This window comes from Clostridium sp. 1001275B_160808_H3, from assembly GCF_015550425.1.
GTDB lineage: Bacteria > Bacillota > Clostridia > Clostridiales > Clostridiaceae > Clostridium.
The window spans coordinates 23,187-47,362 of sequence record NZ_JADNAT010000009.1; the positions used below are offsets into that span (position 1 = coordinate 23,187).

A 24,176-nucleotide genomic window follows, 5' to 3' on the forward strand; every position below is an offset into this window, starting at 1 on the left:
ATATGAGCAAGGTTTTAGCTATATGTACAAGTAAACACAAAGGAACTTTAAAAAATGAAGTTGAAGAAGCAAACTTCATAGAGGAATTTGGAATAGAAGGTGATGCTCACGCTGGTAAGTGGCATAGACAAGTAAGTTTATTAGCTTTTGAAAAAATTGATGAATTTAGAAATAAAGGTGGAAATGTTGATTTTGGTGCATTTGGAGAAAATTTAGTAGTAGATGGAATAGAATTAAATAAACTTCCAGTTGGTCAAAGATTAACAGTAGGAGAAGTACTTTTAGAAGTAACTCAAATAGGTAAGGAATGTCATGATAAATGTGCTATATATTATCAAGTTGGAGAATGTATAATGCCTAAAAATGGTATATTTACAAGGGTATTAAAAGGTGGAAAAGTAAGAGTTGGAGATAAATGTACTTTGTTAGATAATGAAAAGAAAGTATTTACTTTATAATAAGGAAACATCTTGATATTTGGTTTTAATAATCAAATATCAAGATGTTTTTTATTGTAAAAAAATAAATAGATGAAATTTAAATTATGAGAGGATAAATATAATTAATTGTTTAGCGTGAATATAAAAAGTAAACAATACTAATAATATCTATAAAATGTTTGTTAAAGAGGGGTAAAAAGTATGAAAGTTGTTAGATCTACTTGTAACTATTGTTCCATAGCATGTAATTTTGATTTTCATGTTGAAGATGATGGATTTATACAAAGGGTTAAGCCAGCAAAGGATTATCCTGTAAATAAAGGGTTTTGCTGTGTTAAGGGTCTTAATTTAGATAAACAAAATACTATATATGAAAATCCTGTATTACCATTACTAAGAAATGAAAAAGGGAAATTAGAACATATATCTTGGGAAAAAGCATTTAATATATTTGCAGAAAGAGTAAAAAAAATTCAAGATGAATATGGTAAAGAAAGTTTTGCATTTCTGAGTACAGGTCAATTATGTACAGAAGAAATGGCATTGGCAGGGCATATTGGAAGAACATTCTTAGGAGGGAATGGAGATGGAAATACTAGACTTTGTATGGCAACAGCAGTTGTTGCATATAAACAAAGTTTTGGGTTTGATTCTCCACCATACACATTTGAAGATTTAGAATTATCTGATGTAATGATATTTATAGGTTGTAATCCTGTAGTAGCGCATCCAATCCTTTGGAGTAGAGTTATAAAAAATAGAAATAAAGATAAAAAAATAATAAGTATAGATCCAAGAAGAACTGAAACAGTAACTAATTCAGACATGTGGATAGATATAAAGCCTAAAAGTGATTTAAGACTTTTATATACATTAGCAAATGTATTAATTGAAGAAGGGTGGATAGATGAAGAATTTATAAAAAATAGTACTGAAGATTTTGAAGGATTTAAAAATCATGTTAAAAAATATGACATAAATGATGTTGAAGAGTACACAGGAATATCAAAAGGAAGAGTATTAGAATTAGCTAAAATAATACATGAAGGAAAAAGAGTATCATTTTGGTGGACTATGGGTGTAAATCAAGGATATCAAGCTGTTAGAACTGCACAAGCCGTGATAAATTTGGCTCTTATGACTGGAAATATTGGAAGGCCTGGAACTGGAGCTAATTCAATAACAGGTCAATGTAATGCTATGGGATCAAGATTGTTTAGTAATACTACTGGACTTTATGGTGGAGGAGAATATACTGATAAAGCTAGAAGAAAAGTAGTCGCTAAAGCTTTAGGAATTGACGAAGAGATGCTACCTAAAAAGCCTACAATACCATATAATGCAATAATTGAAGGTATAAATAATGGAACAATAAAAGCCCTTTGGGTACTAGCAACAAATCCAGTTGTATCATGGATAAATAGTTTGGAATTTAAAAAAGCAGCTGAAAAATTAGAGTTTTTAGCAGTGCAGGATATTTATAGTGATACAGAAACCTGTAAATATGCTCATCTTATACTTCCTTCAACAAATGGGTTGAAAAAAGAAGGTGTTTTAATAAATACGGAAAGAAGATTATCCAAGATTCAGCCAGTGCTTGAAAAGAAAGAAGATGAATTAAGTGATTATGACATATTACTAGGAATAGGAAATGCTCTTGGAATGGGAAGTCTTTTAGATAAATGGAAAACACCGAGAGATGCCTTTGAAACTTTGAAGGAATGTACTAGAAATATGCCTTGTGATATAACTGGTGTAAGCTATGATATGCTAAAGGACTCAAAGGGAATTCAATGGCCATTTAAAGAAGGAGATGATATTGAAAAAGAAGAAAGAAGATTATTTGAAGATGGAAAGTTCTATACTCCAAATAAAAAAGCAAAATTTATTTATGAAGATATAATTAATCCTCCTTTTGAGCAAAGTGAAGAATATCCATATATTTTAAATACAGGTAGAGGAACAGTTGGGCAATGGCATACCCAAACAAGAACAAGAGAAATTCCAGATGTAGAAGCTATAATTATGAAGAAAGGGTACATAAATATAAATACTGATTTAGCAGAAGAGCTAGGTATTAAAGAAAATGATATGGTTAAAGTAAGTTCACCAAATGGAATAAGCAACCAATTCCTTGTTAAGTTAAGTAGAACTGTTAAAAAAGATCAGCTTTATGCACCAATGCATTATATAGAAGCAAATTCTGTACTGCCATCAATATTTGATACGTACTCAAAGGAACCTAATTATAAATATGGTCCAGTAAAAATAGAAAAAATCAATTAGGAGATTATTATGAAAAGGATAAAAATCGATAGAAAGAAATGTATAGGCTGTTTAACTTGTACAACTGCTTGTAAGGTTTCTCATGGATGTAGAGATACAAGAGGAAGGATTGTTATTAATAGTGAAGGAAGGTATGCACCAATTTATTGTAGGCATTGCACAAGACCAGAGTGCGTATATTCATGTCCAACTGGAGCAATGAGAAGAGATGATGAAAGTGGATATGTCATATATGATAAAAGTCGTTGTGCAACATGTTATATGTGCATAATGGGTTGTCCTTATGGAGTATTAAAAATGGATTATCAAACTAATAGAGAAGTAATGAAATGTGATATGTGTCTATCTACAGATACTAAATATCCACATTGCGTAGATAGATGTCCTATGGGAGCATTAACCTTAGAGGAGGTATATAAATAATGTCATATGTTATAGTAGGTGCATCAGCATCTGGAATTAATGCTGCAAGAACTATTAGAGAACATGATAAAGATTCAGAAATAGTTTTGGTATCTAAGGATGATCATGTTTATTCAAGATGTATACTTCATCATTTTTTAGATGGGAGAAGGGATATTAAAGATTTAGACTTTACTCCTGACAACTTTTTTGAAATGTATAAAATAAAATGGATAAAAGGAGTAGAAGTTATTGGAATAGATATAAAAGAAAAATTATTAAAATTATCTAATGAAGAAAATTTAAGTTATGATAAAGTTTTACTTGCTACTGGATCATCATCTTTTTTGCCTCCAATAGAAAATTTAAGGAGTGCTAATAATGTCATAGGATTAAGAAATTTAGATGATGCTATAAAAATTAAAAATATTGCTCGAAAAGTAAAAAATGTTGCAATTCTAGGTGCTGGACTTGTTGGAGTTGATGCATTAGCAGGATTGCTGGATTATAACGTAAATATATCATTGATTGAAATGGGGGATAGACTACTTCCTCTTCAATTAGATAAATATGCAGCTAATATATACGAAGAAAGATTAAAAAAAGAGGGTGTAAATTTAAAATTTGGCGTTAGGGCAGAAAAAGTAATTGTAGATGATGAAAATAATCCTATTTCTATAAAGCTTAGCACTGGAGAAGAGGTACCTTGTGAATTGATAATTGCTTGTACTGGAGTTCGATCAAATGTAGGCTTTTTAAAAGATAGTGGAGTTGAGTGTGATAAATTTGGTCTTATAATAAATGCAAAAGGTGAAACAAATGTTAGAGATGTTTATGGAGCAGGGGATATAACAGGAAGAAATCCAATATGGCCAACTGCTGTTAAAGAAGGAATGATAGCAGCAAACAATATGGTAGGTAAAGAAAGTTTTATGGAGGATTTTTTTGGAAGCAAAAATACAATGAATTTTTGTGGAGTTGCTACAATGTCATTAGGGTTGGTAGTAAAGCCAGATGATAGTTATGAAGAAATAACTGATATCGATGGAAAAGATTATAAGAAGATAATTTATAAAGATGGTGCAATTTATGGAGCTATAGTTCAAGGGGATTTATCATATGTTGGAGTTTTGACTCAACTTATAAAGCAAAAAATTAATGTAGATAGAGTTAAAAAGCCTTTATTTGATATAGATTATTCTGATTTCTTTAATGAAACAGAAAACTTAGAATTTGTATATTAATAATAAATACAAAGGAGCAAATCATGGAGAAGAAATCTATATTAAAAAAAATAAAAAATATGCCAGTACCAATTTTGCCAACAATGGTTGGGGCAGCTACTTTATCAAATGTGTATCAAATTTTAGGATATACGTGGATAAGGCATATAACAATGATATGTGCAACTATAATATTAATTGCCTATATCATGAAAATAACACTATATTTTGATACATGTAAAAGTGAATATAGTAATACGGTTCCATCAAGTCTATATGCTGGATTCACTATGATATTAATGATATTAGGATCTTATTATTTTGATTTTAATAAACTAATAGGAAAAGGTTTGTGGTATATAGGTATAATATTACATGCAATACATATAATAATTTTTACATATAAAAATGTATTTCCAGGCATAAAAAAAGAAACATTTGTACCTAGTTGGTTTGTTACGTATAATGGAATAATGGTTTCTGCTGTAGTAGGAGTTCCTATGAATGAACCTTTTATTTGTAAGATAATAGTGTATTATGGAATAGTAGCTTTTTTATTAATAATTCCATTTATGATTTCTAGGTTAAGAAAAGAGCCTATAGATGAAGCACTATTCCATACCCAAGCTATATTATTAGCGCCATCAAGTCTTTGTTTAGTATGTTATTTAAATTTTATTAATAATCCTAATAAGGTTCTTATATATGTTCTATATACTATAATATTTTTGACATTACTATTTATTTTATATATGTTACCTAAGTTTTTTTCTTACACTTTTACACCAGGGTTTGCAGGGTTAACGTTCCCAATGGCAATTGGGATAGTAGCGTCAATTAAGGCATCATCATTTTTTATAAAAATGAATAATAATTTCTTAGGTTACATTATAAAAGAAATAAGTGGAATACAAATATATATTACTACAACTATAATAGCTTTTGTTTTATATAAATTTACACATATATTATTTAAAAGCTTAAAAAAAAGTTAAAAATAGCACACTTTATTGAACTAGAGTTTTCATAAATGGTTCAGTAAAGTGTGTATTTTATTAAAAATAAAAATAGAATTCGTGATAAAAATCACGGTAATTATATTATTAAATGATATAATAATAGCGTTGAATTATGTTTGAAAGGCCTTTTATGCATATCTAAGTGAAAAAATTAACAATAAGTAACAAAGTTATAATGAGAATTTTATATAATTATTAAAACTGACTTAGGAGGAGTTATGAAAAATAATTTAATTTTTAGAAAAATTGAAAATTTACCTGTTCCAATATTACCTACAATGGTAGGAGCAGCAACATTATCGAATATTTACTCATCGTTAGGGTATACTTGGGTAAGGCATTTAACAATGTGGATAGCAACTTGTATTTTAATAGTATATTTAGTTAAAATTTTAGCATTCTATCCTACTTGTAAAAAAGAATATTCAAATACAGTTCCAGCGAGCCTTTATGCAGGAATAACTATGATAACAATGATATTAGGATCGTATTATTTTGATTATAATAATTCATTTGGAAAAATATTATGGTTAATAGGTCTTATTTTACATGCAATACATATAATCATATTTACATATAGAAATGTAATTAAAGGTGTAAATAAAGATACATTTGTTCCAAGTTGGTTTGTAACTTATAATGGTATAATGGTTTCAACAGTTGTAGGTTCTGTTATGAAAGAACCTTTGATAAGCAAGATAGTATTATATTATGGTATATTAGTATTATTATTAATATTACCATTCATGATTATAAGATTAAGAAGGTTACCTTTAAAAGAAGCATTTTTCCATACACAAGCAATTCTATTAGCTCCATCAAGTCTTTGTGTAGTTAGTTATATAAATGTTGTTAAAGAACCTAATAAAATTGTATTATATTTATTATATATTTTAGTAGTCATTACACTTTTATTTGTAGTGTACAAGCTACCGAAATTTTTCTCTTACAAATTTACTCCAGCTTTTGCAGGATTAACATTCCCAATGGCTATAGGTACTTTAGCTTCAATTAAAATGTCAGGTTTTTTAATTAATGAAGGATATGAAATGTTGGGAAATATTACAAAGCAAATCTCAGGAATACAAATATATATTACAACTGCTATAATAAGTTTTGTTTTATTTAATTTTTTCACTATGTTTATGAAAAGTTTTAAAGAAAATTAAAATATGTTTAATTTAAAAGAAATTGTATCATAATAACGATACAGTTTCTTTTTTTATAATTCAAAAAAAGTATTCACAAATTAATTAAAATGGAGTATTATATAATTATAATAATAAACATATCGGAGTAGTAGGAAATGGAGGAGAGGTTAAAATGAAAATAGCAAAAAGTTTAGTTGAATTAATAGGGAATACACCTTTACTAGAATTATCTAATTATAATAAAGAAAAGAAAATTTTAGCTACCATTATAGGTAAATTAGAATATTTCAATCCAGGTGGAAGTGTAAAAGATAGAGTTGGATACGGAATGATAGATGATGCAGAGAAAAATGGAATTTTAAATAAAGATTCAGTAATTATAGAACCTACAAGTGGCAATACTGGTATTGCACTAGCATTTGTATCTGCAGCAAAAGGGTATAGATTAATATTAACTATGCCAGAAACTATGAGTTTAGAAAGAAGAAATCTTTTAAAGGCGTTAGGAGCTGAATTAGTTCTTACTCCTGGGACAGAAGGAATGAAGGGAGCTATTGCTAAAGCTAATGAACTTAAAGATACAATAGAAAATGCGGTTATTTTGCAACAATTTGATAATCCAGCTAATCCGGAAATTCATAGAAAAACTACAGCTGAAGAAATATTAAGAGATACAGATGGAAAGATAGATATTTTTGTAGCTGGAGTTGGTACAGGTGGTACAATAACTGGAGTAGGAGAAGTTTTAAAAGCTAAAAATCCTAATGTTAAAATAGTAGCTGTTGAGCCAATAAATTCTCAAGTTATCGCCGGTGGAAAGCCAGGGCCTCATAAAATACAAGGTATAGGAGCTGGATTTATACCAAAAAATCTAAATGTTTCCGTAATAGATGAAATTATTGCAGTAGAAAATGAAGATGCATTTAAAGCATCTAAAGATCTTGCAAGAACAGAAGGCCTATTAGTTGGAATATCAGCAGGAGCAGCTATAGTAGCAGCCACAGAGCTTGCAAACAGAGAAGAAAATAAGGGGGAAAATATTGTTGTCCTATTACCAGATACAGGAGAAAGATATTTATCAACTGATTTATATAAATAATTCTAACAAAGTCATTGCTATTTATAGTAGTGGCTTTTATATATTAAATATATGAGTTATAATAGAAGTTATATGATTAAATAAAAGACATAATAATAGAGTATTTAAATAAAGATATTATTTAATAACTTATAAAAAATTAAAGTTAATCTTTCAATTTTACTATTTGTATTGAACAAATTTATTAACTATTTATTTTATATTATATTTGTTTAGGAAGATATTAATTGAAATATATAAAATAATAAGAAAAAGGTGATTATGTGAAGATTTCAACTAAAGGAAGATATGGTTTGCGAGCATTAATTGATCTAGCTATAAATATGGATTGTGAAAATGTGAGTATAAAGACAATATCTGAAAGACAAAATATTTCAGAACGATATTTGGAACAAATATTTTCTTTGCTAAGAAAGGGCGGTATTATAGTTGGTCGAAAAGGAGCTCAAGGGGGATATACAATAGGAAAAAATCCAAGTGAATTAACAATTAGTGAAATTTTAAAAGTTCTAGAAGGTGAAAATATATTCATAGATATAAATGAAGAAGAAGAAAATGAGGTAGAAGATTTTATAAATAAAAATTTATGGAAAGAGATAAATTGTTTAATAAGCAAATATTTTTCTTCTATAACATTAGAAGATTTAGTAAATGATTATAAGAAATCAAAAGATACAATTATATATTATATTTAAAAAGAAGTGGCAAAGCCACTTCTTTTTAAAAGCATTTAGAATCTAATTCATTTGAAATTGCTATATTATAAATATATGAATTACAAATCTCAATGATAAATTCATCTTTTTCATCTTCTGTAAGAGTAAGTGTATTTAACATATTATGATAATTCATTATATAAGATTTCATATCTCCAAGATTTTTATAAGAGTAGTAGTTTAGGCAATTGTTATTTATATTATAATGGTCTTTTAGCAAACTATAAAACATTCTACCACCAAATAAATCTGCTAAAAATCTTGTATATGCATGAGCAATGATTAATTTTGGATTCTTTTCGCAAACATTATTAATTCTATTTACATATGCTATGGTAGATGAAAGCGGGGTGAATGAGTTAATAGATAAAATATTTTTTAAATCTTCTTTAATTAATTCAGATCTGTATAATTCTGTTGTCACAAATGGGGTAATTGTTTCTATATCCTTTAAATTGTCCAAATTATTTTCAATAGCTTTATATACATAATATAAGTTATAGATATATTCGGCATAACTTTCAACGGTAGCATTTTTATCAAGAAGTCTTCTTGTGAAACCAGTATTTTCTGCTGCTTTGTGTAATATATTACTTCTATTTTTAATTTCTATCATTAAATTATTCATTTTATTCACTCCTTAAAAAGTACAATTAAATAAAGATTATTAACTAAATCTTTATATTAATAATACTTTTTAATATTTAAAATATCAAATTCTATAATGATTCAAAATCTTTTAGATTTTGCCTTAAAAAGTCAATTTGATAGATTATCATAACATATCTTGAACGTCGTTCATAATAGTTTGAATATGAACAGAATTAATGCTAGGGATGGAAATTTGAAAAACAGTATTTCTAATTAATAAGTAAGTTAATTGTGAAAGAAAAATTTTTAAAAGTACAAAAAATATATTTATATGATAAAACATTTGTACATAGTTTAAATTATAAAAAATAATATATACAATAAATGCTATTTTATTTAAAGATAATTAGGAAATTTTATAATATTAATAATTTAAATATATATTGAAAGTTTAGTAGGTGTTGTAAGGAAATGGCTAGAATGCTATAATGTAATTGATTTCAAAGAAGGGTGGATGGTGATTCTTATGATTAAAAAGAATTCAAAAACTTTATCAAAATTTATAACTATTTTTATTATTAGTTTGATAGTTTCTTTTAGCTTAGGAGAAATTATTTCTAACTTTAAGGGGTACAATTTTAGAGATGTACTTTTTGTTGAAGGCATAATAATATTAATGATGGGGATATTTTCTGCAGTAGGAGGAAATCCTATGAGCTTATCGCTTCAAGATTTTGGTCGAATTAATCCACAGTGGCTAGCTAATATAAGCTTAGAAACAAATGAAATCGATAGAAGAAGAATAATCGATTCTTGTAAAGTTAATATAAATATCGATATTACAACTGTATCTTTAGTAATTGGAGGATTAATATCTTCATTAATAAGCTCCATTTTGTAGAAATGTATAAAGTTTGGGTAAATATTCTGGTTTTAGAATATTTACCTTTTTTTCATAATAATTTAAGAATGAGAAATAATATATAATTATAAAACGGTGATAGATTTGAAATTAGAAAAAATTTTATTAATAATGCTTCCTATAGGTCTTTTTATTATATTAATATTATGTAGGGAAAATATAAGAAACTATTTTAAGATAAGTTATAGATATTTTTATAATATAGATATTAGTTATAATGATCTTAACTTATTAGAAAAAGATTTAAATACTATATATATAGATTATAAGTGGAAAGAAAGCTTAGAATTAACTAATAATCCAAATAAGATAATATATCATCACTCTGCAAGAAGTAAATGGAGTCCTGAAGAGATAAATGAATATCATAAATCTAAAGGTTGGAAAGGAATTGGATACAACTATTATATAAGAAAAGATGGCAGTATATATTCTGGAAGACCAGAAAATGCAGAAGGTGCTCATACAAAAGGCGAAAATAATAGTTCAATCGGAATTTGTTTGGAAGGAAATTTTGAAGAAGAATATCCAACAGGAGAACAATTAGAAAGCTTATATAATCTATCATTATATATATCATTAAAATATGATATATATAAAATAATAGGACATAGAGATGTTTATAGTACACTTTGTCCAGGAAAAAATTTTCCTCTCGAAGATACTAGGGATAAAGTAATAAATTTAATTAAAAATTATAATAAAAAGGAGTAACTAGTACTCCTTTTTATTATGCAGATTTTTTATATTCTTCTAATGCTTTAGATAATTGATCAGGACAAGATGTACCTCTACCTTTACAATCGATTCCCTTTAATTTTTCAATAGCTTCATCGATTTTCATGCCTCTTACTAAAACTGATATCCCCATAAGGTTTCCAGAACATCCTCTAACAAATTCAACATTTTTAATAATATTATCTTCTACATCTAAATGTATTTCTGTAGAACAAACCCCATTAGTTTTATAAACGAACATTTTATATACCTCCTAAATATTGTACAAGTAGTATTATATATCTATATCAAGTAGAAATGAAGAGAAAATGTGGAAATTTGAAATAAAAGATAAAAAGTTGTTACGTTTAACTAAATAAATCATATACTGTAAGTGTACATAGTATTTATAGAAATTAGATATCTATTAATCTTTATTCAATTTCTAGAAAGGAAGGTGTGATATGAGCTCTTTAATTGTATGTAATACAGGTAGTGATTCTATAAGCAAAGTATCTATAGATGAAGATTTTGGTGAAGAAGAATTAGCAACTAAAGAAATATTATTAAAAAATGAAGACAAGCCTTTAGGTCCTAGTAGTATTTGTTTAGCCAACAATATAGCTTATACTGCAAATAGTTATAGTAACTCAATATCTATAATAAATATGGATACACTTAAAGAGGAAAATAGTATTTATGTAGGAGCTCATCCAAATGACTTGGCTATAGATAAAAACTATTTATATATTGCATGTTCTGAATCTAATTCAGTTGTTATTTATGATATAAAGGAAAAAAAGATAGTACTGGATATAACTGTTAATAGTTGGCCTCATAATATAGAATTATGTAAAAGTCTTAATTTGTTATTTATCTCAAATTTTCAAAGTAATAATGTGTCTATTATAGATATTACTACAAATAAAGTAATAAATGAGTTAACTACATTAGAATATCCAACCAAAATTAAAGTTTCTAATGATAAAAAATTATTATATGTATGTGAAAGTTATATGGGTGACGATAAAAATGGATATATAGAGGTGTTTGATATAAAGACATTTGAATCTATAAATAGAATAAAGGTTGGAAAATCACCTGTAGATATCTTGGAAGATGAAGGAAGTATTTATATTTGTAATTTTGGAGATGGAACTCTTACTATAATAGACCGTAGCAATTATAAGAAATTTAGAAAAATGAGTTTGGGTGGCATGCCTAAATCAATAATAAAATTAGGGGAAATAGCTTTTGTATCAGATTATTTAAATGGCAGAATTATATGCATTAATTTAAATATAAATAAAACAAAAGTCATAACAGTAGGTAAGGAGCCTAATGCTATGACTTTATATTAATCATCGTCACTAAATAAAGAGTTCATTATTTTAGTATAAATCTCAGAAGGGTTACTTTTCCATCTATTACATAAGGATAGAGCTTGTTTTTTAGATGGAACAGATACTTTTAGAGAAATTAAAAGATTTTCATTTTCTAATGCTTGTAAATCTACTATAAAAGTATCATCTTTTCCTAATGTATAATCACTATTAATAGTTAACTCCTTTTTTATAGAGTCAATCATTGCAAGAAGATAGTCATCGATTATCTTCTTTTTCATTGCAGAAATTCTATCAGAAAAGAAAGAAAGAACATTTGATCCTTTTTCTGTTATATAAATTAAATTTTTATCATTTACAACGTCATACCTTAAAAATTCTGATGAAACAAGTTCACTAATATATTGCTGAAGAGTAAAATAATTTATAAAGTTATTTTCTAATATAATTTCAGTAAGTTGGGTATTGGTAACGGGGGATTTTAAAGATTCCATTACATATAAAACTAATAATTTGTTTTCTGCTAATTCTGCTGAGTTTTCGTACATATTAAACCTCCATTTTAGAAAGTATAAATTAATTATATCATAAATTTTACTAAGTTGTTATTATAGTCATTAATATTATTTTTTAGAATATAAATAAATAATAGCAATTTTAGGAGTTTTTTGTGAAAAGGAGATATAGAGTAGTAATAAGTTTACTATTATTAGCATGTACTATGGTTTTCTCTATTCTATTTAAAGATGGATTCAAAGAGGTTTCCGTAGAAGTATCTAATGATAAGCCAATTTATAGAGTTAATAAAGATGAAAAAGTTATAGCATTAACTTTTGATATAAATTGGGCTGAAAAAGATGAAATTTATAACATATTAGAGGTACTAGATAAATATAATGTAAAGGCAACCTTTTTTATAATGGGAGGCTGGGTAAATTATAGTGAAGAAAATAGAGAAAAGCTTGTGAAGATAAAGGAGGGAGGTCATGAGATAGGAAACCATAGTTACATTCATCCAATGTTTACAAAAATAGATGAAACAAGGATGAAAGAAGAACTAGATAAAACAGATAAGATAATAGAAGAAACAGTAGGGATTAAGCCTAGCTTGTTTAGATTTCCAAGTGGAGACTATAATAAAAAATCTTTGGATTTTGTAAGTGGTCAAGGATATAAATGTATTCAATGGGATGTTGATTCAGTTGATTGGAAGCAAGTTGGTGCAGATGAAGAGTATAATAGGGTTATGAAGAGAGTAACTTCAGGATCTATTTTACTTTTTCATAATAATGCAAAGTATACACCGGGAAATCTAGATAGAATAATAAAAAAACTTAGTGAAGATGGATATAGCTTTACTCAAGTTGGTCAAATGATATATGAAGATAATTATTATATTGATGATAAAGGTGAACAAATAAAAAAATAAATGAAAAAATATTGAAAAATGATGATATAATGTATTATAATGGAAATGTATCCGGTGGGGTTAAAAAGTATAACTAATTAAAATTATTACTAAGGGAGAGAGGGGTTAGAGATGGACAACTTGATGTTAAATAACAAGATTTATTTAGAGGGACAAGTAATATCAGAACTAGAATTTAGCCATGAAATGTATGGGGAAGGGTTTTATACATTTTCAATGGAGGTTATGAGACTTAGTGATTCAGTTGATGTTTTAAACATAACAGTATCAGAAAGATTAATAGCTAATATGGATTTATCTATTGGTAAGGAAATAATAGTAGATGGACAATTAAGATCTTATAATAAGTTTGTTGATGGGTCAAATAAACTTATATTAACTGTATTTGCTAGAAATATAGAACCTTGTATTGAAAGAAGTAAAAATCCAAATGAAATTTTCTTAGATGGATATATATGTAAGGAGCCTGTTTATAGGACAACTCCATTTGGAAGAGAAATTGCTGATGTTTTATTAGCTGTAAATAGAGCGTATAATAAATCAGATTATATTCCTACAATTGCTTGGGGAAGAAATTCAAGATTCTGCCAAACTCTAGAAGTTGGAGATAATATTAGAGTTTGGGGAAGATTACAAAGTAGAGAATATCAAAAGAAGGTAAATGATACTGAGGTAATTAAAAAAATTGCTTATGAAGTATCTGTGTCAAAAATGGAAAAGGTTCAAAATGATCATTTAGAATCAGAACATGAAGGAAATGAACAAGAAGTCATGTAATATGAAATAAAGGTGAAAAGCTATGCTTTTCACCTTTTATTATGTAGGAGCTATTTTCTAAGATCTTCTAAAAGTTTTGTCTTATCTTTTGTTTGCTCATCTACTATTTTAATAATCTTAGCTGGGCTACCGGCAACTACAACACCGGAAGGAACATCTTTAACTACTACTGATCCAGCTGCAACGACAGATCCACTACCAATTTTTACTCCCTCTAGAATAACAGAGTTAGCACCTATTAAAACATCGTCTCCAATTTCACAAGGAGATTTACTTGGAGGTTCTAGAACTCCTGCAACTACGGCTCCAGCTCCTAAATGTACTCTTTTACCAAGTTTTCCTCTAGCGCCAACCACTGCATTCATATCTACCATGGTACCTTCTCCTATTTCAGCGCCTATATTAATTACGGCACCCATCATAATAACAGCATTTTTGCCAATTTTCACCCTATCTCTTATTATTGCACCAGGTTCTATTCTTGCATCTATATCTAAAATGTTTAGCATAGGAATAGCTGAATTTCTTCTATCATTTTCAAACCTAAAGTGGTTAATAAGATGTTTATTTTCTTTTATAAATTCATTAATTATATTAGACTCGCCAAAAAGTATATAAAAGTTATTATTACCATACCATTCAAGATCTTTTAAATCTGAGTTGCTTAGATCTCCATTAATATAAGCTTTTACTGGTGTTGTTTTTTGTGTATCCCTTATGAATTTTGCAATTTCATAAGGATCTGTTAACTCATTATAGTTCATATTATACCCTCCTATACTATAAGGTTAGAATGAAGAAATTATATCAATATATTCAATGTATATCAATAGGAAAGAAGTAAAAATATGTTAAAATATATTTGATTTACAATAGAGTTGTACATAATGTACAATTTATAAAAAGGAGTTGATAATATTGAAATTAGATAAAGGACTAGTTCAAGTTTATACTGGAGATGGAAAAGGAAAAACTACTGCAGCCATAGGTCAAGGTATGAGGGCATATGGAAATGGGTTAAAAATATATATGCTTCAATTTCTAAAAGGTGGACCAACTGGTGAACTAAAAACAATTGATGAGCTTGGAGAGAGCTTTAAGTTGTTTAGATTCGAAAAACCAAGGGATTTTGTTTGGAATTTAAATGAAGCTGAGAAAGAAGAATTGAAGCTTGAAATTAGAGAAGGTTATAAATTTATTTTGGATACTATAAAAGAAAATAAATGTGATGTTTTAATAATAGATGAGATAATGGGAGTTTTGCATAATAAGTTCTTAACAGTGGAGGAAGTAATATATATTATTGATAATAAACCAAAAACTATGGAGCTTATACTAACAGGAAGAGATATACCAGAAGAAATTTTAAAAAAGAGTGATTTAGTTACAGAAATGAAGTGCATTAAGCACTATTTTGAAGACGGAGTTGAGGCAAGAAAAGGAATAGAATATTAGTATAAAAATAAGAACATTTTCATAATGGATAATCGATAATGAATAATGGATAATTAAGGGGAAAATCCTAAGGATTTTAAAATAAAGGTGCAATGAACCAATTAAATCTAAGTTTTGATTTGCAAATCATCCTAAATGGACAATTGTCCATTGTCAATTGTCCATTGTCAATTGTCAAATAGGGGGCTATTAGAATGAATGAAAATTTGAATAATGTTGAAATATCAGGTATAAGAAGATTTTTTAATAAAGTAAAGGAAGTAGATGGGGCAATTTCATTAACCTTAGGGCAGCCAGATTTTAAAACTCCAAAGGAAATAAAAGATGGTATGATAAAAGCTATTAAAGAAGATAAAACGGTTTATACAGATAATTTTGGACTTTTAGAATTAAGAAAAGAAATTTCTACTTATTTAAATAGAAAAGGTATTAATTATTTAATGGAAGAAATATGTATTACGGTAGGTGGAAGTGAAGCTTTGTATTCATCAATTTCTTCATTAATAAATAAAAACGATAAAGTACTTATTCCTAATCCAAGTTATCCTGCTTATGAAAATATAGTCAATATTTTAGGTGGAGAAGTTATTAGTTACAATTTAAATGATGATTTTTCTATAAATTTCGATAATTTAAATGATCTATTAAAAAAGCAAAATATAAAATACATGGTATTATCATATCCATGTAATCCTACAGGTGCAGTTCTTAAGAAAAATGAGTATAACAAATTAATAGATTTAATAAAAAGATATAATATAACTGTTATTAGCGATGAAATATATGAAGCTTTTTGTTATGATGATTATTATAGTGTAGCAATGTGCAGTGAAATAAAAGAAAATATCATTTATATAGGAGGATTTTCAAAAATGTTCTCTGCAACTGGTATTAGAATAGGTTTTATTGCTGCAAGTGAGAAATATTTAAAAGAAATAGCAAAAGTTCATCAATACAATGTATCTTGTACTAACTCAATTGGACAGTATGGTGTTTTAGAAGGGTTAAAGCATGGTTTATACAATGTAGAAAAAATGAAAGAAGAATTTATAAAGAGAAAAACATATGTAGAAAATAGGTTAAATTCTATGGGGATAGAGTGCCTTTCGCCTAGTGGAGCGTTTTATATATTTCCATCTATAAAGCGATTTAATAGTAGTTCAGAAGAATTTTGTGAAAATTTATTAAAAAAAGAAAAAGTTGCATGTGTACCTGGAAGTGCTTTTGGTAGTAAGGGAGAAGGATATATTAGAATATCATATTGCTATTCTATTGAAGAACTAGAAATTGCATTAAACTCTTTAGAGAGGTATATTAAGAAACTTAATATAAGATAAGACTTTTTAAACTTATTCGAAATAAAAAGCTGATTACATAGTTAATCGGCTTTTTGTTTTGAATAAATATTCTTATTTTATTACATAATACTTCAATAAAATACATTTAATATTGTTCATGGATTACGAACATATTTCAATAAATGTCCGCAAAATAAAAAGAAAGAATAAATATAATATATCAAAAAAATAATAGATTAATAATAATTAGAAAAATGAAAGATTAATAATTATACTTGCAGAAAACTAGAAAAAAAGCAATTGTAAGCGTTTACTAGAAATGTGGATATTCTTTTATGAATTATAAAAAAAAATCCGATATTATTGATATATTATTAAAATAGTGGATAGAAATTTAAAATGTTAATTGACAAATTTTAATAATATAATATAATTATTAATATCTACAAAATGGAATGTGCGTAGAATCATGAATGGGGGTTGAAAACAAATGGTAAAGTATATAGGAAAGAGGCTTTTAACTAGTATAGTTACTGTTTGGGCAGTTGTAACTATAGTATTCTTTCTAGTAAGAATGATGCCAGGTGGTCCATTTGATGGAGAAAAAATAACACCGGATATGAAAGCCCAACTTAACGAAAAATATGGGTTGGACAAACCTGTTGGAGAACAATATACAATTTATATGAAGAATCTTTTAAAAGGTGACTTCGGTAAATCAATGAAGTATAAAGGAAGAGAAGTTTTAACAACGATAAAGAAGAGTTTTCCAAACTCAGCGAAAGTTGGTATGGCATCAATAGCATTTTCTGTTGTAGTTGGAGTTTTACTTGGAATAGTAGCTGCTTTAAAAGCGGACAAGTGGCCAGATAGAGTTTGTATGGTACTAGCTACTTTAGGAATAACAATACCAAGTTTTGTTATGGGAACATTTTTAATTTATATATTTACAGTCACATTTAAATTATTACCGGCGACTGGATTAAGTAAACCAAGTAATTATATTATGCCAGTTATAGCTCTTTCAGGAAGCTCAATGGCATTTATAACAAGATTAACAAGAAGTAAATTAATAGAAGTATTAAAGTCAGATTATATAAGAACTGCAAAGGCTAAAGGGCTAAGTGGAAAAACAATTATATTTAAACATGCATTAAGAAATTCATTAATACCTGTTGTTACATATTTAGGACCATTAGTAGCAGGAGTATTAACAGGATCATTTGTAGTTGAAAAAATATTTGCAATACCTGGACTTGGAAATGAGTTTACATTATCTATAACTAATAGAGATTATACTTCATTACTAGGAGTTACTGCATTCTATTGTACATTAATAGTAATATGTAACTTATTAGTGGATATTTTATATGTATTAATAGATCCAAGAATTAAGCTTGAAGGATAAGAGGGGGTAAAGACATGGAAGATTTAAAAATGGATATAAACATAGATAAAGAATTATTTACTCCTTTAAGTGAAGAGGAAAAGAATTTTGAACAAATAGTTAGACCAAGTGTTGGATATTGGGCAGATGCTTGGAGAAGACTAAAATGTAACAAAGTGGCATTATTTTCATTAATTATTATTGTGCTTGTAGTGTTGTTTGCATTTTTAGGACCAGTGATAATGGAAAAAGTAATGGGATATACTTATTATGATACAAATTTAAGTGCAACCGATTTAAGACCAAGTGCACAGCACTGGTTTGGGACAGATAACCTAGGTAGAGACTTATTTGTAAGAGTTATGTATGGATCTAGATACTCTCTTATAATTGCAATTTCCGCAGCAGCTATAAACTTAGTTATAGGTGTATTATACGGAGGGGTAGCAGGTTTCTTCGGTGGGAAAATAGATAATATAATGATGAGAATAGTAGATGTATTATATTCTATTCCTACACAAATATATGTAATAATTTTAATGGCAACATTTAAAAAGGAAGGATCAACAGGATTAACTACTATTATATTAGCTATGGCAATTTCTTATTGGGTTGGTATGGCAAGAATAGTAAGAGGAGATATCCTTTCATTAAAACAACAAGAATTTGTTCTTGCAGCAAAAGCACTTGGAGCTTCAAAAACAAGAATTTTATTTAGACACTTAATTCCTAACTGTTTAGGATCTATATTAGTAACATTAACGTTATTCGTACCACAAGCAATCTTTACAGAAGCGTTCTTAAGCTTTATAGGACTAGGTATAAATGCACCACTTGCATCTTTAGGTACTTTAGCAAATGATGCTAGTGGACTATTGAGTACTGCTGCATATCAATTATTATTCCCAGCAGGAGCAATTTGTATAATTATTTTAGCATTTAACTTGTTTGGTGACGGATTAACAGAAGCTTTAGATCCAAAGAATAAGAGATAGGAGGAATTACAGATGAGTAGATTATTAGAAGTTAAAAATTTAAAGACCTCCTTTAGAACACATATAGGTGATGTACAAGCGGTAAGAGGAGTATCATTGCACTTAGATAAAGGAGAAGCATTAGGAATAGTTGGTGAATCAGGTTGCGGTAAATCAGTAACTATGATGTCTTTAATGAGATTATTAGCTGATAATGCAATTATTGAATCAGATAACATTATGTTTAATGGTCAAGACATAACTAATCCTACAGAAAAAGAAATGCAAAAAATAAGAGGAAATGAAATGGCAATGATCTTCCAAGATCCTATGACTTCATTAAATCCATTATTTACAGTAGGAGAACAATTAACTGAGCATTTAATTAAACATAAAAAAGTTTCTAAAAAAGAAGCAATTGATTTAGCAATAAAGATGCTTGATATGGTAGGAATTCCAAGTCCTGAAAAGAGACTTAAACAATATCCACATGAATTCTCAGGTGGTATGAGACAAAGAGTTATGATAGCTATGAGTCTTATTTGTGAACCTAAACTTATAATAGCTGATGAACCAACAACGGCTTTAGACGTAACAATTCAAGCACAAATATTAGATTTAATGAAAGATTTAAAAGAAAAAGTTAATAGTTCAATTATATTAATTACACACGATCTAGGGGTAGTTGCGGACCTTTGTACAAGAATAAATGTTATGTATGGTGGAATAGTAGTAGAAGAAGGATCAGATGAAGATATATTCTATAATGCAAAACATCCATATACTTGGGGATTATTAAATAGTGTTCCTAATCCAAAGAGTGAGATTAAGGAAAAATTAACTCCAATAGAAGGACAACCACCGGATCTTTTAAAACCACCAGTAGGATGTCCATTTGCGGCAAGATGCAAATATACAATGAAAGTTTGTATAGAAAAGCAACCACCGTTATTTGAAATATCAGAAGGACATAGAGCAGCATGTTGGTTATGCCATGAAAATGCACCAAAGGTTGAATCACCAATAAGGAGGGAAGAATAATGGAAAAGAAAAATGATGTTATTTTAGAGGTTAAAAACCTTTGTAAATACTTCCCTGTAAATAAAGGAATGTTTGCTAAAAAGAGCTTTGTTAAAGCTGTTGATAATGTTTCTTTTAGTATAAAAAGAGGAGAAACATTAGGACTAGTTGGTGAATCAGGTTGTGGTAAAACTACAACTGGAAGAACTATATTGAAGCTGTATGAGCCAACTTCTGGGCAAATAATATTTAATGGTGAAGATATAACTAATTTTAATGAAAAGAAAATGGTTTCTTTAAGAAAGAATATGCAAATGATATTCCAAGATCCATATGCTTCATTAAATCCAAGAATGACTGTAGGTGATATCATAGGAGAAGCTATAGATATTCATGGATTATATAAAGGTGAAGATAGAACTAATAGAATAAGATATCTTTTAGATAGAGTTGGATTAAATGGAAGCCATATAAATAGATATGCTCATGAATTTTCAGGTGGGCAAAGACAAAGAATAGGGATTGCAAGAGCACTTGCAGTACAACCAGATTTTATAGTATGTGATGAGCCTATATCAGCACTTGACGTATCAATTCAAGCTCAAGTTATAAATATGTTAGAAGAACTTCAAGAAGAATTTGGATTAACATATTTATTTATAGCACATGACTTATCAATGGTTAAGCATATATCAACACATATTGGAGTTATGTATTTAGGACAAATGGTTGAAAAGGGTCCTGCTGATGATGTTTATTTAAAACCTAAACATCCTTATACACAAGCATTACTTTCAGCAGTACCAATTGCTGATCCTAAGGTAGCTAAAAGTAATAAAAGAATAGTTCTAGAAGGTGATATTCCATCACCAATAGATCCAGAACCAGGATGTAGATTTAAAGGAAGATGTAAATATGCTAAACCAATTTGTGGTGAAGTTGATCCAGAACTTAAGGAAGTTGAACCAGGTCACTTTGTAGCATGTCATTTGTTCAATGAGTAGATATCTATTGCATATAAGCAATTAGTATAAATTTCATATATTAAGGGGGAAAAACAATGAAAAGCAATAAGCTTAGAAAAATTTGTGCAGTTGCACTAACACTTACGCTTGGAATGTCTGTTTTTGCAGGTTGTGGAAATAGTGATTCAGCAGATGGTGGAAGAAAGTTGATTTATAATTTAGGAGAAGATCCAGAAACAATCGATCCTACATTAAATACTTCATCAGGAGCAGGATCAGTTATTGAAAATGCTTTTGAGGGATTAATGAGACTTGATGAAAATGAAAAGGCTAAGCCAGGCGCAGCTGAAAAGATGGAAGTATCTGATGATCAATTAGTGTACACATTTACTTTAAGAGAAGATGCTAAGTGGTCAGATGGAGAGCCAGTTACAGCTAAAGATTTTGAATATTCATGGATTAGAGCTCTAACTAAGGAAACAGCATCAGAATATGCTTACCAATTATTCTATATAAAGAATGCAGAAAATTTCTATGAAGGAAAAGCTACTAGAGAAGATGTAGGTATTGAAGTTGTAGATGATCATACATTAAAAGTTACTTTAGAAGCACCTACAGCATACTTTGCAGAACTTACTGCATTTACAACATACTTCCCATTAAGAGAAGATATCGTTTCTGCTAATCCAGAAGGATGGGCTACTGAACCAGAAACTTACGTATCAAATGGACCTTTCAAACTAGTACAATGGGATATGAAAGATCAATTAGTATTTGAAAAGAATGAAAATTATTGGAATAAAGATGAGATAAAGCTTCCAGGAGTAGTATTTAAGCTAGTTACTGATCAAAATACTGCATATGCTTCATTAAAAGCTGGAGATTTCGATATGGTTGATACAGTTCCACCAGCAGAAATTCAAAATGGTAAAAATGAAGGTTTAGTTACAATTTATCCAAATCTTGCAACATACATGTTAGTATTAAATGTTGGTAAACAAGATACATTATCAGAAGATGCTAAAAAAGCATTAAGTAATGCAAAAGTTAGAAAGGCATTAAGTATTGCAATTGATAGAAAAGGTATTGTTGAAAATGTTACTAAAGCAGAACAAGTCCCAGCATATAGCTTTGTTCCAAAAGGAATTTTAAATGAAAAGGGCGAAGAATTTGCAAACAAAGAGTACTATGATGCAAATGTAGCTAATATCGAAGAAGCTAAGAAGTTATTAGCAGAAGCAGGATACCCAAATGGAGAAGGTCTTCCAACATTAGAATTTATGTATAACACTGAAGGAGACCACAGTTTAATAGCTCAAGCGGTTCAACAAGACTGGGCTAAGATTGGTGTAAAAGTTGAGTTAGCTAACCAAGAATGGAAAGTATTCTTAAATTCAAGACAACAAGGACAATACCAAATTGCTAGACATGGTTGGTCTGGAGATTATGTTGATCCAATGACATTCTTAGATTTATGGGTAACTGGCGGAGGAAATAACGATGCTGGATATTCAAACCCAGAATATGATAAGATAGTTGCACAAGCTAAGGTAGAAGATGATCAAGATAAGAGATGGGAATTAATGAGACAAGCAGAAGATATTATTATGGAAGATATGCCTATCATCCCATTATATTACTATACTAAAGTAAAAGGATTTAAGCCAGAAGTTAAGGGCGTTAGAGTTTCAACTTTAGGACACGTATTCTTTGATAAAGCATACATCGAAGGCGAAGAATAATTTTAATAAAAAGAAGAGTCATATGACTCTTCTTTTTTTAATTACCTGCTCTATTAAAATGTTGACTTGAAACTCCTTCTTGTTTGATAGATTTATGTTTTGCATTAGGATTATGATTATGTCCTTCTTCAGTTAAAGGAGTTTGATAATTACATTTTTCCATTCTAGCTTTTTTATTATCGGGTTGACTATCTTTAGTCATAATATAACCTCCTTATAATTATTGATATTATAGTTTTTCACTATAATAAATTTTTAAACTGGAAAAAGATTCTTAAGTTAAAAGGGGCTGTCGCATAAAGTAATACAATGTAAAGTTTTAAATTTAAAATTAAAGTAGTATTTCATACTAAAATACTTAAATTTATATTATTTAAAAATTACTTTCAATAGTTTTCACATTAATTCTACATTCTAACTTTTACATTTTAATTATGAAACAGCCCCTGTATACTTTTATTTAAATTCCTAATACATCATCCATATTATATAGTTTAGGAGTATTAACATTACTCATAAACTCACATGCTTTTAATGCACCAACTGCAAAAACTTCCCTTGATATTGCCTTATGAGATAATTCGATTATTTCTCCAGAACCTGCAAATATAACGTCATGATCTCCAACTATTGAACCACCTCTAATTGCATGAATTCCAATTTCATTTTTTTCTCTTTTACTTTTTCCACTTCTGCCATATACATAATTTGAGTTTATTTGAATAGAATTACTTATTGTATCTGCAAGTAGAAGGGCAGTTCCACTTGGTGAATCTACCTTTTGATTATGATGTTTTTCTATTATTTCAATATCATAATTTTCATATAGTATAGGAGCGACTTTCCTTAGCAATGAATTTAATAAATTCACTCCTAATGACATGTTAGCTGATCTAAATAAAGGTATAACTTTACTTTTTTCTGAAATAAGTAGTAATTCTTCATCTGTATATCCTGTAGAACATAATATAGCAGGTTTATTATTTTTCAATGATAATTTTAAAATATCAGCAAGTGCTTCTGGTCTAGAAAAGTCCAATAAAACATCGTAATCTATATCAACATCATTAGTACTAGTATATATCTTAAAACTTAATTGATTATTTGGATATTTATCAATTCCTGCCACTATATCTATATTAGGAAAGTTTTTAGCTGCTTCTATAATTACTTTCCCCATTTTTCCACAACAACCATTTAGTAAAATTTTTATCATAATA

At 28.3% G+C, this 24,176-nt stretch carries 26 protein-coding genes; 20 read left to right on the forward strand and 6 right to left on the reverse strand.

Annotation, left to right across the window (positions count from 1 at the left end; all coding sequences use genetic code 11):
- Positions 1 to 2: 2 nt before the first annotated feature.
- From I2A75_RS08170 to I2A75_RS08205, 8 genes are all read left to right on the forward strand, one after another.
- Positions 3 to 458, forward strand: a complete 456-nt coding sequence (locus tag I2A75_RS08170) for an MOSC domain-containing protein (RefSeq protein WP_097032876.1) — start codon at positions 3 to 5, stop codon at positions 456 to 458.
- 183 nt (positions 459 to 641) lie between these two features.
- Positions 642 to 2,726: a molybdopterin oxidoreductase family protein gene (locus I2A75_RS08175; RefSeq protein WP_195263986.1), complete on the forward strand. Its 2,085-nt coding sequence runs from the start codon at positions 642 to 644 to the stop codon at positions 2,724 to 2,726.
- Between the two features lie 9 nt (positions 2,727 to 2,735).
- Positions 2,736 to 3,149 carry a 4Fe-4S dicluster domain-containing protein gene (locus I2A75_RS08180; protein ID WP_195263987.1) on the forward strand — a complete coding sequence of 138 codons (414 nt, stop codon included), beginning with the start codon at positions 2,736 to 2,738 and terminating at the stop codon, positions 3,147 to 3,149.
- A complete protein-coding gene (locus I2A75_RS08185; RefSeq protein WP_195263988.1) occupies positions 3,149 to 4,372 on the forward strand; it encodes an FAD-dependent oxidoreductase in 1,224 nt (407 codons plus the stop codon). The genes I2A75_RS08180 and I2A75_RS08185 overlap by 1 nt, the downstream gene beginning before the upstream one ends.
- A 23-nt stretch (positions 4,373 to 4,395) precedes the next feature.
- Complete coding sequence (locus I2A75_RS08190) at positions 4,396 to 5,346, forward strand: TDT family transporter (protein ID WP_195263989.1); 951 nt, start codon at positions 4,396 to 4,398, stop codon at positions 5,344 to 5,346.
- Between the two features lie 242 nt (positions 5,347 to 5,588).
- Complete coding sequence (locus I2A75_RS08195) at positions 5,589 to 6,539, forward strand: TDT family transporter (protein ID WP_195263990.1); 951 nt, start codon at positions 5,589 to 5,591, stop codon at positions 6,537 to 6,539.
- Between the two features lie 154 nt (positions 6,540 to 6,693).
- Complete coding sequence (gene cysK, locus I2A75_RS08200; RefSeq protein ID WP_195263991.1) at positions 6,694 to 7,620, forward strand: cysteine synthase A; 927 nt, start codon at positions 6,694 to 6,696, stop codon at positions 7,618 to 7,620.
- A 263-nt stretch (positions 7,621 to 7,883) separates the two neighbouring features.
- Positions 7,884 to 8,315, forward strand: coding sequence for an Rrf2 family transcriptional regulator (locus I2A75_RS08205; protein WP_195263992.1), 432 nt, complete (start codon positions 7,884 to 7,886; stop codon positions 8,313 to 8,315).
- Between the two features lie 25 nt (positions 8,316 to 8,340).
- On the opposite strand, the gene I2A75_RS08210 is transcribed toward I2A75_RS08205, so the two are convergent.
- Complete coding sequence (locus I2A75_RS08210) at positions 8,341 to 8,964, reverse strand: biliverdin-producing heme oxygenase (protein WP_195263993.1); 624 nt, start codon at positions 8,962 to 8,964, stop codon at positions 8,341 to 8,343.
- A gap of 489 nt (positions 8,965 to 9,453) precedes the next feature.
- Here I2A75_RS08210 and I2A75_RS08215 point away from each other — a divergent pair, with 489 nt between their 5' ends.
- Complete coding sequence (locus tag I2A75_RS08215) at positions 9,454 to 9,828, forward strand: hypothetical protein (protein WP_195263994.1); 375 nt, start codon at positions 9,454 to 9,456, stop codon at positions 9,826 to 9,828.
- Between the two features lie 96 nt (positions 9,829 to 9,924).
- Positions 9,925 to 10,563 carry a peptidoglycan recognition family protein gene (locus I2A75_RS08220; protein ID WP_195263995.1) on the forward strand — a complete coding sequence of 213 codons (639 nt, stop codon included), beginning with the start codon at positions 9,925 to 9,927 and terminating at the stop codon, positions 10,561 to 10,563.
- A gap of 16 nt (positions 10,564 to 10,579) precedes the next feature.
- Here I2A75_RS08220 and I2A75_RS08225 read toward each other — a convergent pair whose 3' ends face one another.
- The gene (locus I2A75_RS08225) at positions 10,580 to 10,828 is read right to left on the reverse strand and encodes a TIGR03905 family TSCPD domain-containing protein (protein ID WP_195263996.1); all 249 of its coding nucleotides are present in this window, start codon (positions 10,826 to 10,828) and stop codon (positions 10,580 to 10,582) included.
- Between the two features lie 202 nt (positions 10,829 to 11,030).
- Between I2A75_RS08225 and I2A75_RS08230 the strand changes: the two genes are divergently transcribed.
- The gene (locus I2A75_RS08230) at positions 11,031 to 11,927 is read left to right on the forward strand and encodes a beta-propeller fold lactonase family protein (protein ID WP_195263997.1); all 897 of its coding nucleotides are present in this window, start codon (positions 11,031 to 11,033) and stop codon (positions 11,925 to 11,927) included.
- On the opposite strand, the gene I2A75_RS08235 is transcribed toward I2A75_RS08230, so the two are convergent.
- Positions 11,924 to 12,457: a DUF4364 family protein gene (locus I2A75_RS08235; RefSeq protein WP_195263998.1), complete on the reverse strand. Its 534-nt coding sequence runs from the start codon at positions 12,455 to 12,457 to the stop codon at positions 11,924 to 11,926. The two genes, I2A75_RS08230 and I2A75_RS08235, sit on opposite strands and share 4 nt — an antisense overlap.
- Before the next feature lie 173 nt (positions 12,458 to 12,630).
- On the opposite strand from I2A75_RS08235, the gene I2A75_RS08240 reads away from it, so the two are divergent.
- Both I2A75_RS08240 and I2A75_RS08245 read left to right on the forward strand, forming a co-directional pair.
- Positions 12,631 to 13,338 (forward strand): polysaccharide deacetylase family protein, encoded by a 708-nt coding sequence (locus I2A75_RS08240; RefSeq protein WP_207733790.1) that lies wholly within the window; start codon positions 12,631 to 12,633, stop codon positions 13,336 to 13,338.
- Positions 13,339 to 13,449: 111 nt separating this feature from the next.
- Positions 13,450 to 14,115 (forward strand): single-stranded DNA-binding protein, encoded by a 666-nt coding sequence (locus I2A75_RS08245; protein ID WP_195264000.1) that lies wholly within the window; start codon positions 13,450 to 13,452, stop codon positions 14,113 to 14,115.
- Positions 14,116 to 14,165: 50 nt separating this feature from the next.
- Here I2A75_RS08245 and dapD read toward each other — a convergent pair whose 3' ends face one another.
- Positions 14,166 to 14,879: a 2,3,4,5-tetrahydropyridine-2,6-dicarboxylate N-acetyltransferase gene (dapD, locus tag I2A75_RS08250; protein WP_195264001.1), complete on the reverse strand. Its 714-nt coding sequence runs from the start codon at positions 14,877 to 14,879 to the stop codon at positions 14,166 to 14,168.
- Between the two features lie 151 nt (positions 14,880 to 15,030).
- Between dapD and I2A75_RS08255 the strand changes: the two genes are divergently transcribed.
- The 7 genes from I2A75_RS08255 (at position 15,031) to I2A75_RS08285 (ending at position 22,956) form a co-directional block, all read left to right on the forward strand.
- The gene (locus I2A75_RS08255; protein ID WP_195264108.1) at positions 15,031 to 15,570 is read left to right on the forward strand and encodes a cob(I)yrinic acid a,c-diamide adenosyltransferase; all 540 of its coding nucleotides are present in this window, start codon (positions 15,031 to 15,033) and stop codon (positions 15,568 to 15,570) included.
- 194 nt (positions 15,571 to 15,764) lie between these two features.
- Positions 15,765 to 16,907 carry an aminotransferase class I/II-fold pyridoxal phosphate-dependent enzyme gene (locus tag I2A75_RS08260; RefSeq protein WP_195264002.1) on the forward strand — a complete coding sequence of 381 codons (1,143 nt, stop codon included), beginning with the start codon at positions 15,765 to 15,767 and terminating at the stop codon, positions 16,905 to 16,907.
- Positions 16,908 to 17,358: 451 nt separating this feature from the next.
- Positions 17,359 to 18,276: an ABC transporter permease gene (locus tag I2A75_RS08265; protein WP_195264003.1), complete on the forward strand. Its 918-nt coding sequence runs from the start codon at positions 17,359 to 17,361 to the stop codon at positions 18,274 to 18,276.
- 14 nt (positions 18,277 to 18,290) lie between these two features.
- Positions 18,291 to 19,250 (forward strand): ABC transporter permease, encoded by a 960-nt coding sequence (locus tag I2A75_RS08270; RefSeq protein ID WP_279325032.1) that lies wholly within the window; start codon positions 18,291 to 18,293, stop codon positions 19,248 to 19,250.
- 12 nt (positions 19,251 to 19,262) lie between these two features.
- Entirely contained in the window at positions 19,263 to 20,270 is a 1,008-nt protein-coding gene (locus I2A75_RS08275; RefSeq protein ID WP_195264004.1) for an ABC transporter ATP-binding protein, read from the forward strand.
- Entirely contained in the window at positions 20,270 to 21,253 is a 984-nt protein-coding gene (locus I2A75_RS08280; protein ID WP_195264005.1) for an ABC transporter ATP-binding protein, read from the forward strand. The genes I2A75_RS08275 and I2A75_RS08280 overlap by 1 nt, the downstream gene beginning before the upstream one ends.
- A gap of 56 nt (positions 21,254 to 21,309) precedes the next feature.
- Positions 21,310 to 22,956, forward strand: coding sequence for a peptide ABC transporter substrate-binding protein (locus I2A75_RS08285; RefSeq protein WP_195264006.1), 1,647 nt, complete (start codon positions 21,310 to 21,312; stop codon positions 22,954 to 22,956).
- Between the two features lie 37 nt (positions 22,957 to 22,993).
- Here I2A75_RS08285 and I2A75_RS08290 read toward each other — a convergent pair whose 3' ends face one another.
- Both I2A75_RS08290 and dapB read right to left on the reverse strand, forming a co-directional pair.
- Complete coding sequence (locus I2A75_RS08290) at positions 22,994 to 23,158, reverse strand: hypothetical protein (protein ID WP_195264007.1); 165 nt, start codon at positions 23,156 to 23,158, stop codon at positions 22,994 to 22,996.
- A 258-nt stretch (positions 23,159 to 23,416) separates the two neighbouring features.
- Positions 23,417 to 24,172 carry a 4-hydroxy-tetrahydrodipicolinate reductase gene (gene dapB, locus I2A75_RS08295; protein ID WP_195264008.1) on the reverse strand — a complete coding sequence of 252 codons (756 nt, stop codon included), beginning with the start codon at positions 24,170 to 24,172 and terminating at the stop codon, positions 23,417 to 23,419.
- Between the last annotated feature and the right edge of the window lie 4 nt (positions 24,173 to 24,176).

Coding starts and splice junctions, on each gene's coding strand:
- cysK (WP_195263991.1), top strand. CDS start 6,694: ATGAAAATAGCAAAAAGTTTAGTTGAATTAATAGGGAATACACCTTTA.
- I2A75_RS08175 (WP_195263986.1), top strand. CDS start 642: ATGAAAGTTGTTAGATCTACTTGTAACTATTGTTCCATAGCATGTAAT.
- I2A75_RS08265 (WP_195264003.1), top strand. CDS start 17,359: ATGGTAAAGTATATAGGAAAGAGGCTTTTAACTAGTATAGTTACTGTT.
- I2A75_RS08210 (WP_195263993.1), bottom strand. CDS start 8,964: ATGAATAATTTAATGATAGAAATTAAAAATAGAAGTAATATATTACAC.
- dapD (WP_195264001.1), bottom strand. CDS start 14,879: ATGAACTATAATGAGTTAACAGATCCTTATGAAATTGCAAAATTCATA.
- dapB (WP_195264008.1), bottom strand. CDS start 24,172: ATGATAAAAATTTTACTAAATGGTTGTTGTGGAAAAATGGGGAAAGTA.
- I2A75_RS08290 (WP_195264007.1), bottom strand. CDS start 23,158: ATGACTAAAGATAGTCAACCCGATAATAAAAAAGCTAGAATGGAAAAA.
- I2A75_RS08260 (WP_195264002.1), top strand. CDS start 15,765: ATGAATGAAAATTTGAATAATGTTGAAATATCAGGTATAAGAAGATTT.
- I2A75_RS08225 (WP_195263996.1), bottom strand. CDS start 10,828: ATGTTCGTTTATAAAACTAATGGGGTTTGTTCTACAGAAATACATTTA.
- I2A75_RS08280 (WP_195264005.1), top strand. CDS start 20,270: ATGGAAAAGAAAAATGATGTTATTTTAGAGGTTAAAAACCTTTGTAAA.
- I2A75_RS08235 (WP_195263998.1), bottom strand. CDS start 12,457: ATGTACGAAAACTCAGCAGAATTAGCAGAAAACAAATTATTAGTTTTA.
- I2A75_RS08215 (WP_195263994.1), top strand. CDS start 9,454: ATGATTAAAAAGAATTCAAAAACTTTATCAAAATTTATAACTATTTTT.
- I2A75_RS08270 (WP_279325032.1), top strand. CDS start 18,291: ATGGAAGATTTAAAAATGGATATAAACATAGATAAAGAATTATTTACT.
- I2A75_RS08245 (WP_195264000.1), top strand. CDS start 13,450: ATGGACAACTTGATGTTAAATAACAAGATTTATTTAGAGGGACAAGTA.
- I2A75_RS08170 (WP_097032876.1), top strand. CDS start 3: ATGAGCAAGGTTTTAGCTATATGTACAAGTAAACACAAAGGAACTTTA.
- I2A75_RS08190 (WP_195263989.1), top strand. CDS start 4,396: ATGGAGAAGAAATCTATATTAAAAAAAATAAAAAATATGCCAGTACCA.
- I2A75_RS08195 (WP_195263990.1), top strand. CDS start 5,589: ATGAAAAATAATTTAATTTTTAGAAAAATTGAAAATTTACCTGTTCCA.
- I2A75_RS08275 (WP_195264004.1), top strand. CDS start 19,263: ATGAGTAGATTATTAGAAGTTAAAAATTTAAAGACCTCCTTTAGAACA.
- I2A75_RS08240 (WP_207733790.1), top strand. CDS start 12,631: ATGGTTTTCTCTATTCTATTTAAAGATGGATTCAAAGAGGTTTCCGTA.
- I2A75_RS08180 (WP_195263987.1), top strand. CDS start 2,736: ATGAAAAGGATAAAAATCGATAGAAAGAAATGTATAGGCTGTTTAACT.
- I2A75_RS08185 (WP_195263988.1), top strand. CDS start 3,149: ATGTCATATGTTATAGTAGGTGCATCAGCATCTGGAATTAATGCTGCA.
- I2A75_RS08285 (WP_195264006.1), top strand. CDS start 21,310: ATGAAAAGCAATAAGCTTAGAAAAATTTGTGCAGTTGCACTAACACTT.
- I2A75_RS08230 (WP_195263997.1), top strand. CDS start 11,031: ATGAGCTCTTTAATTGTATGTAATACAGGTAGTGATTCTATAAGCAAA.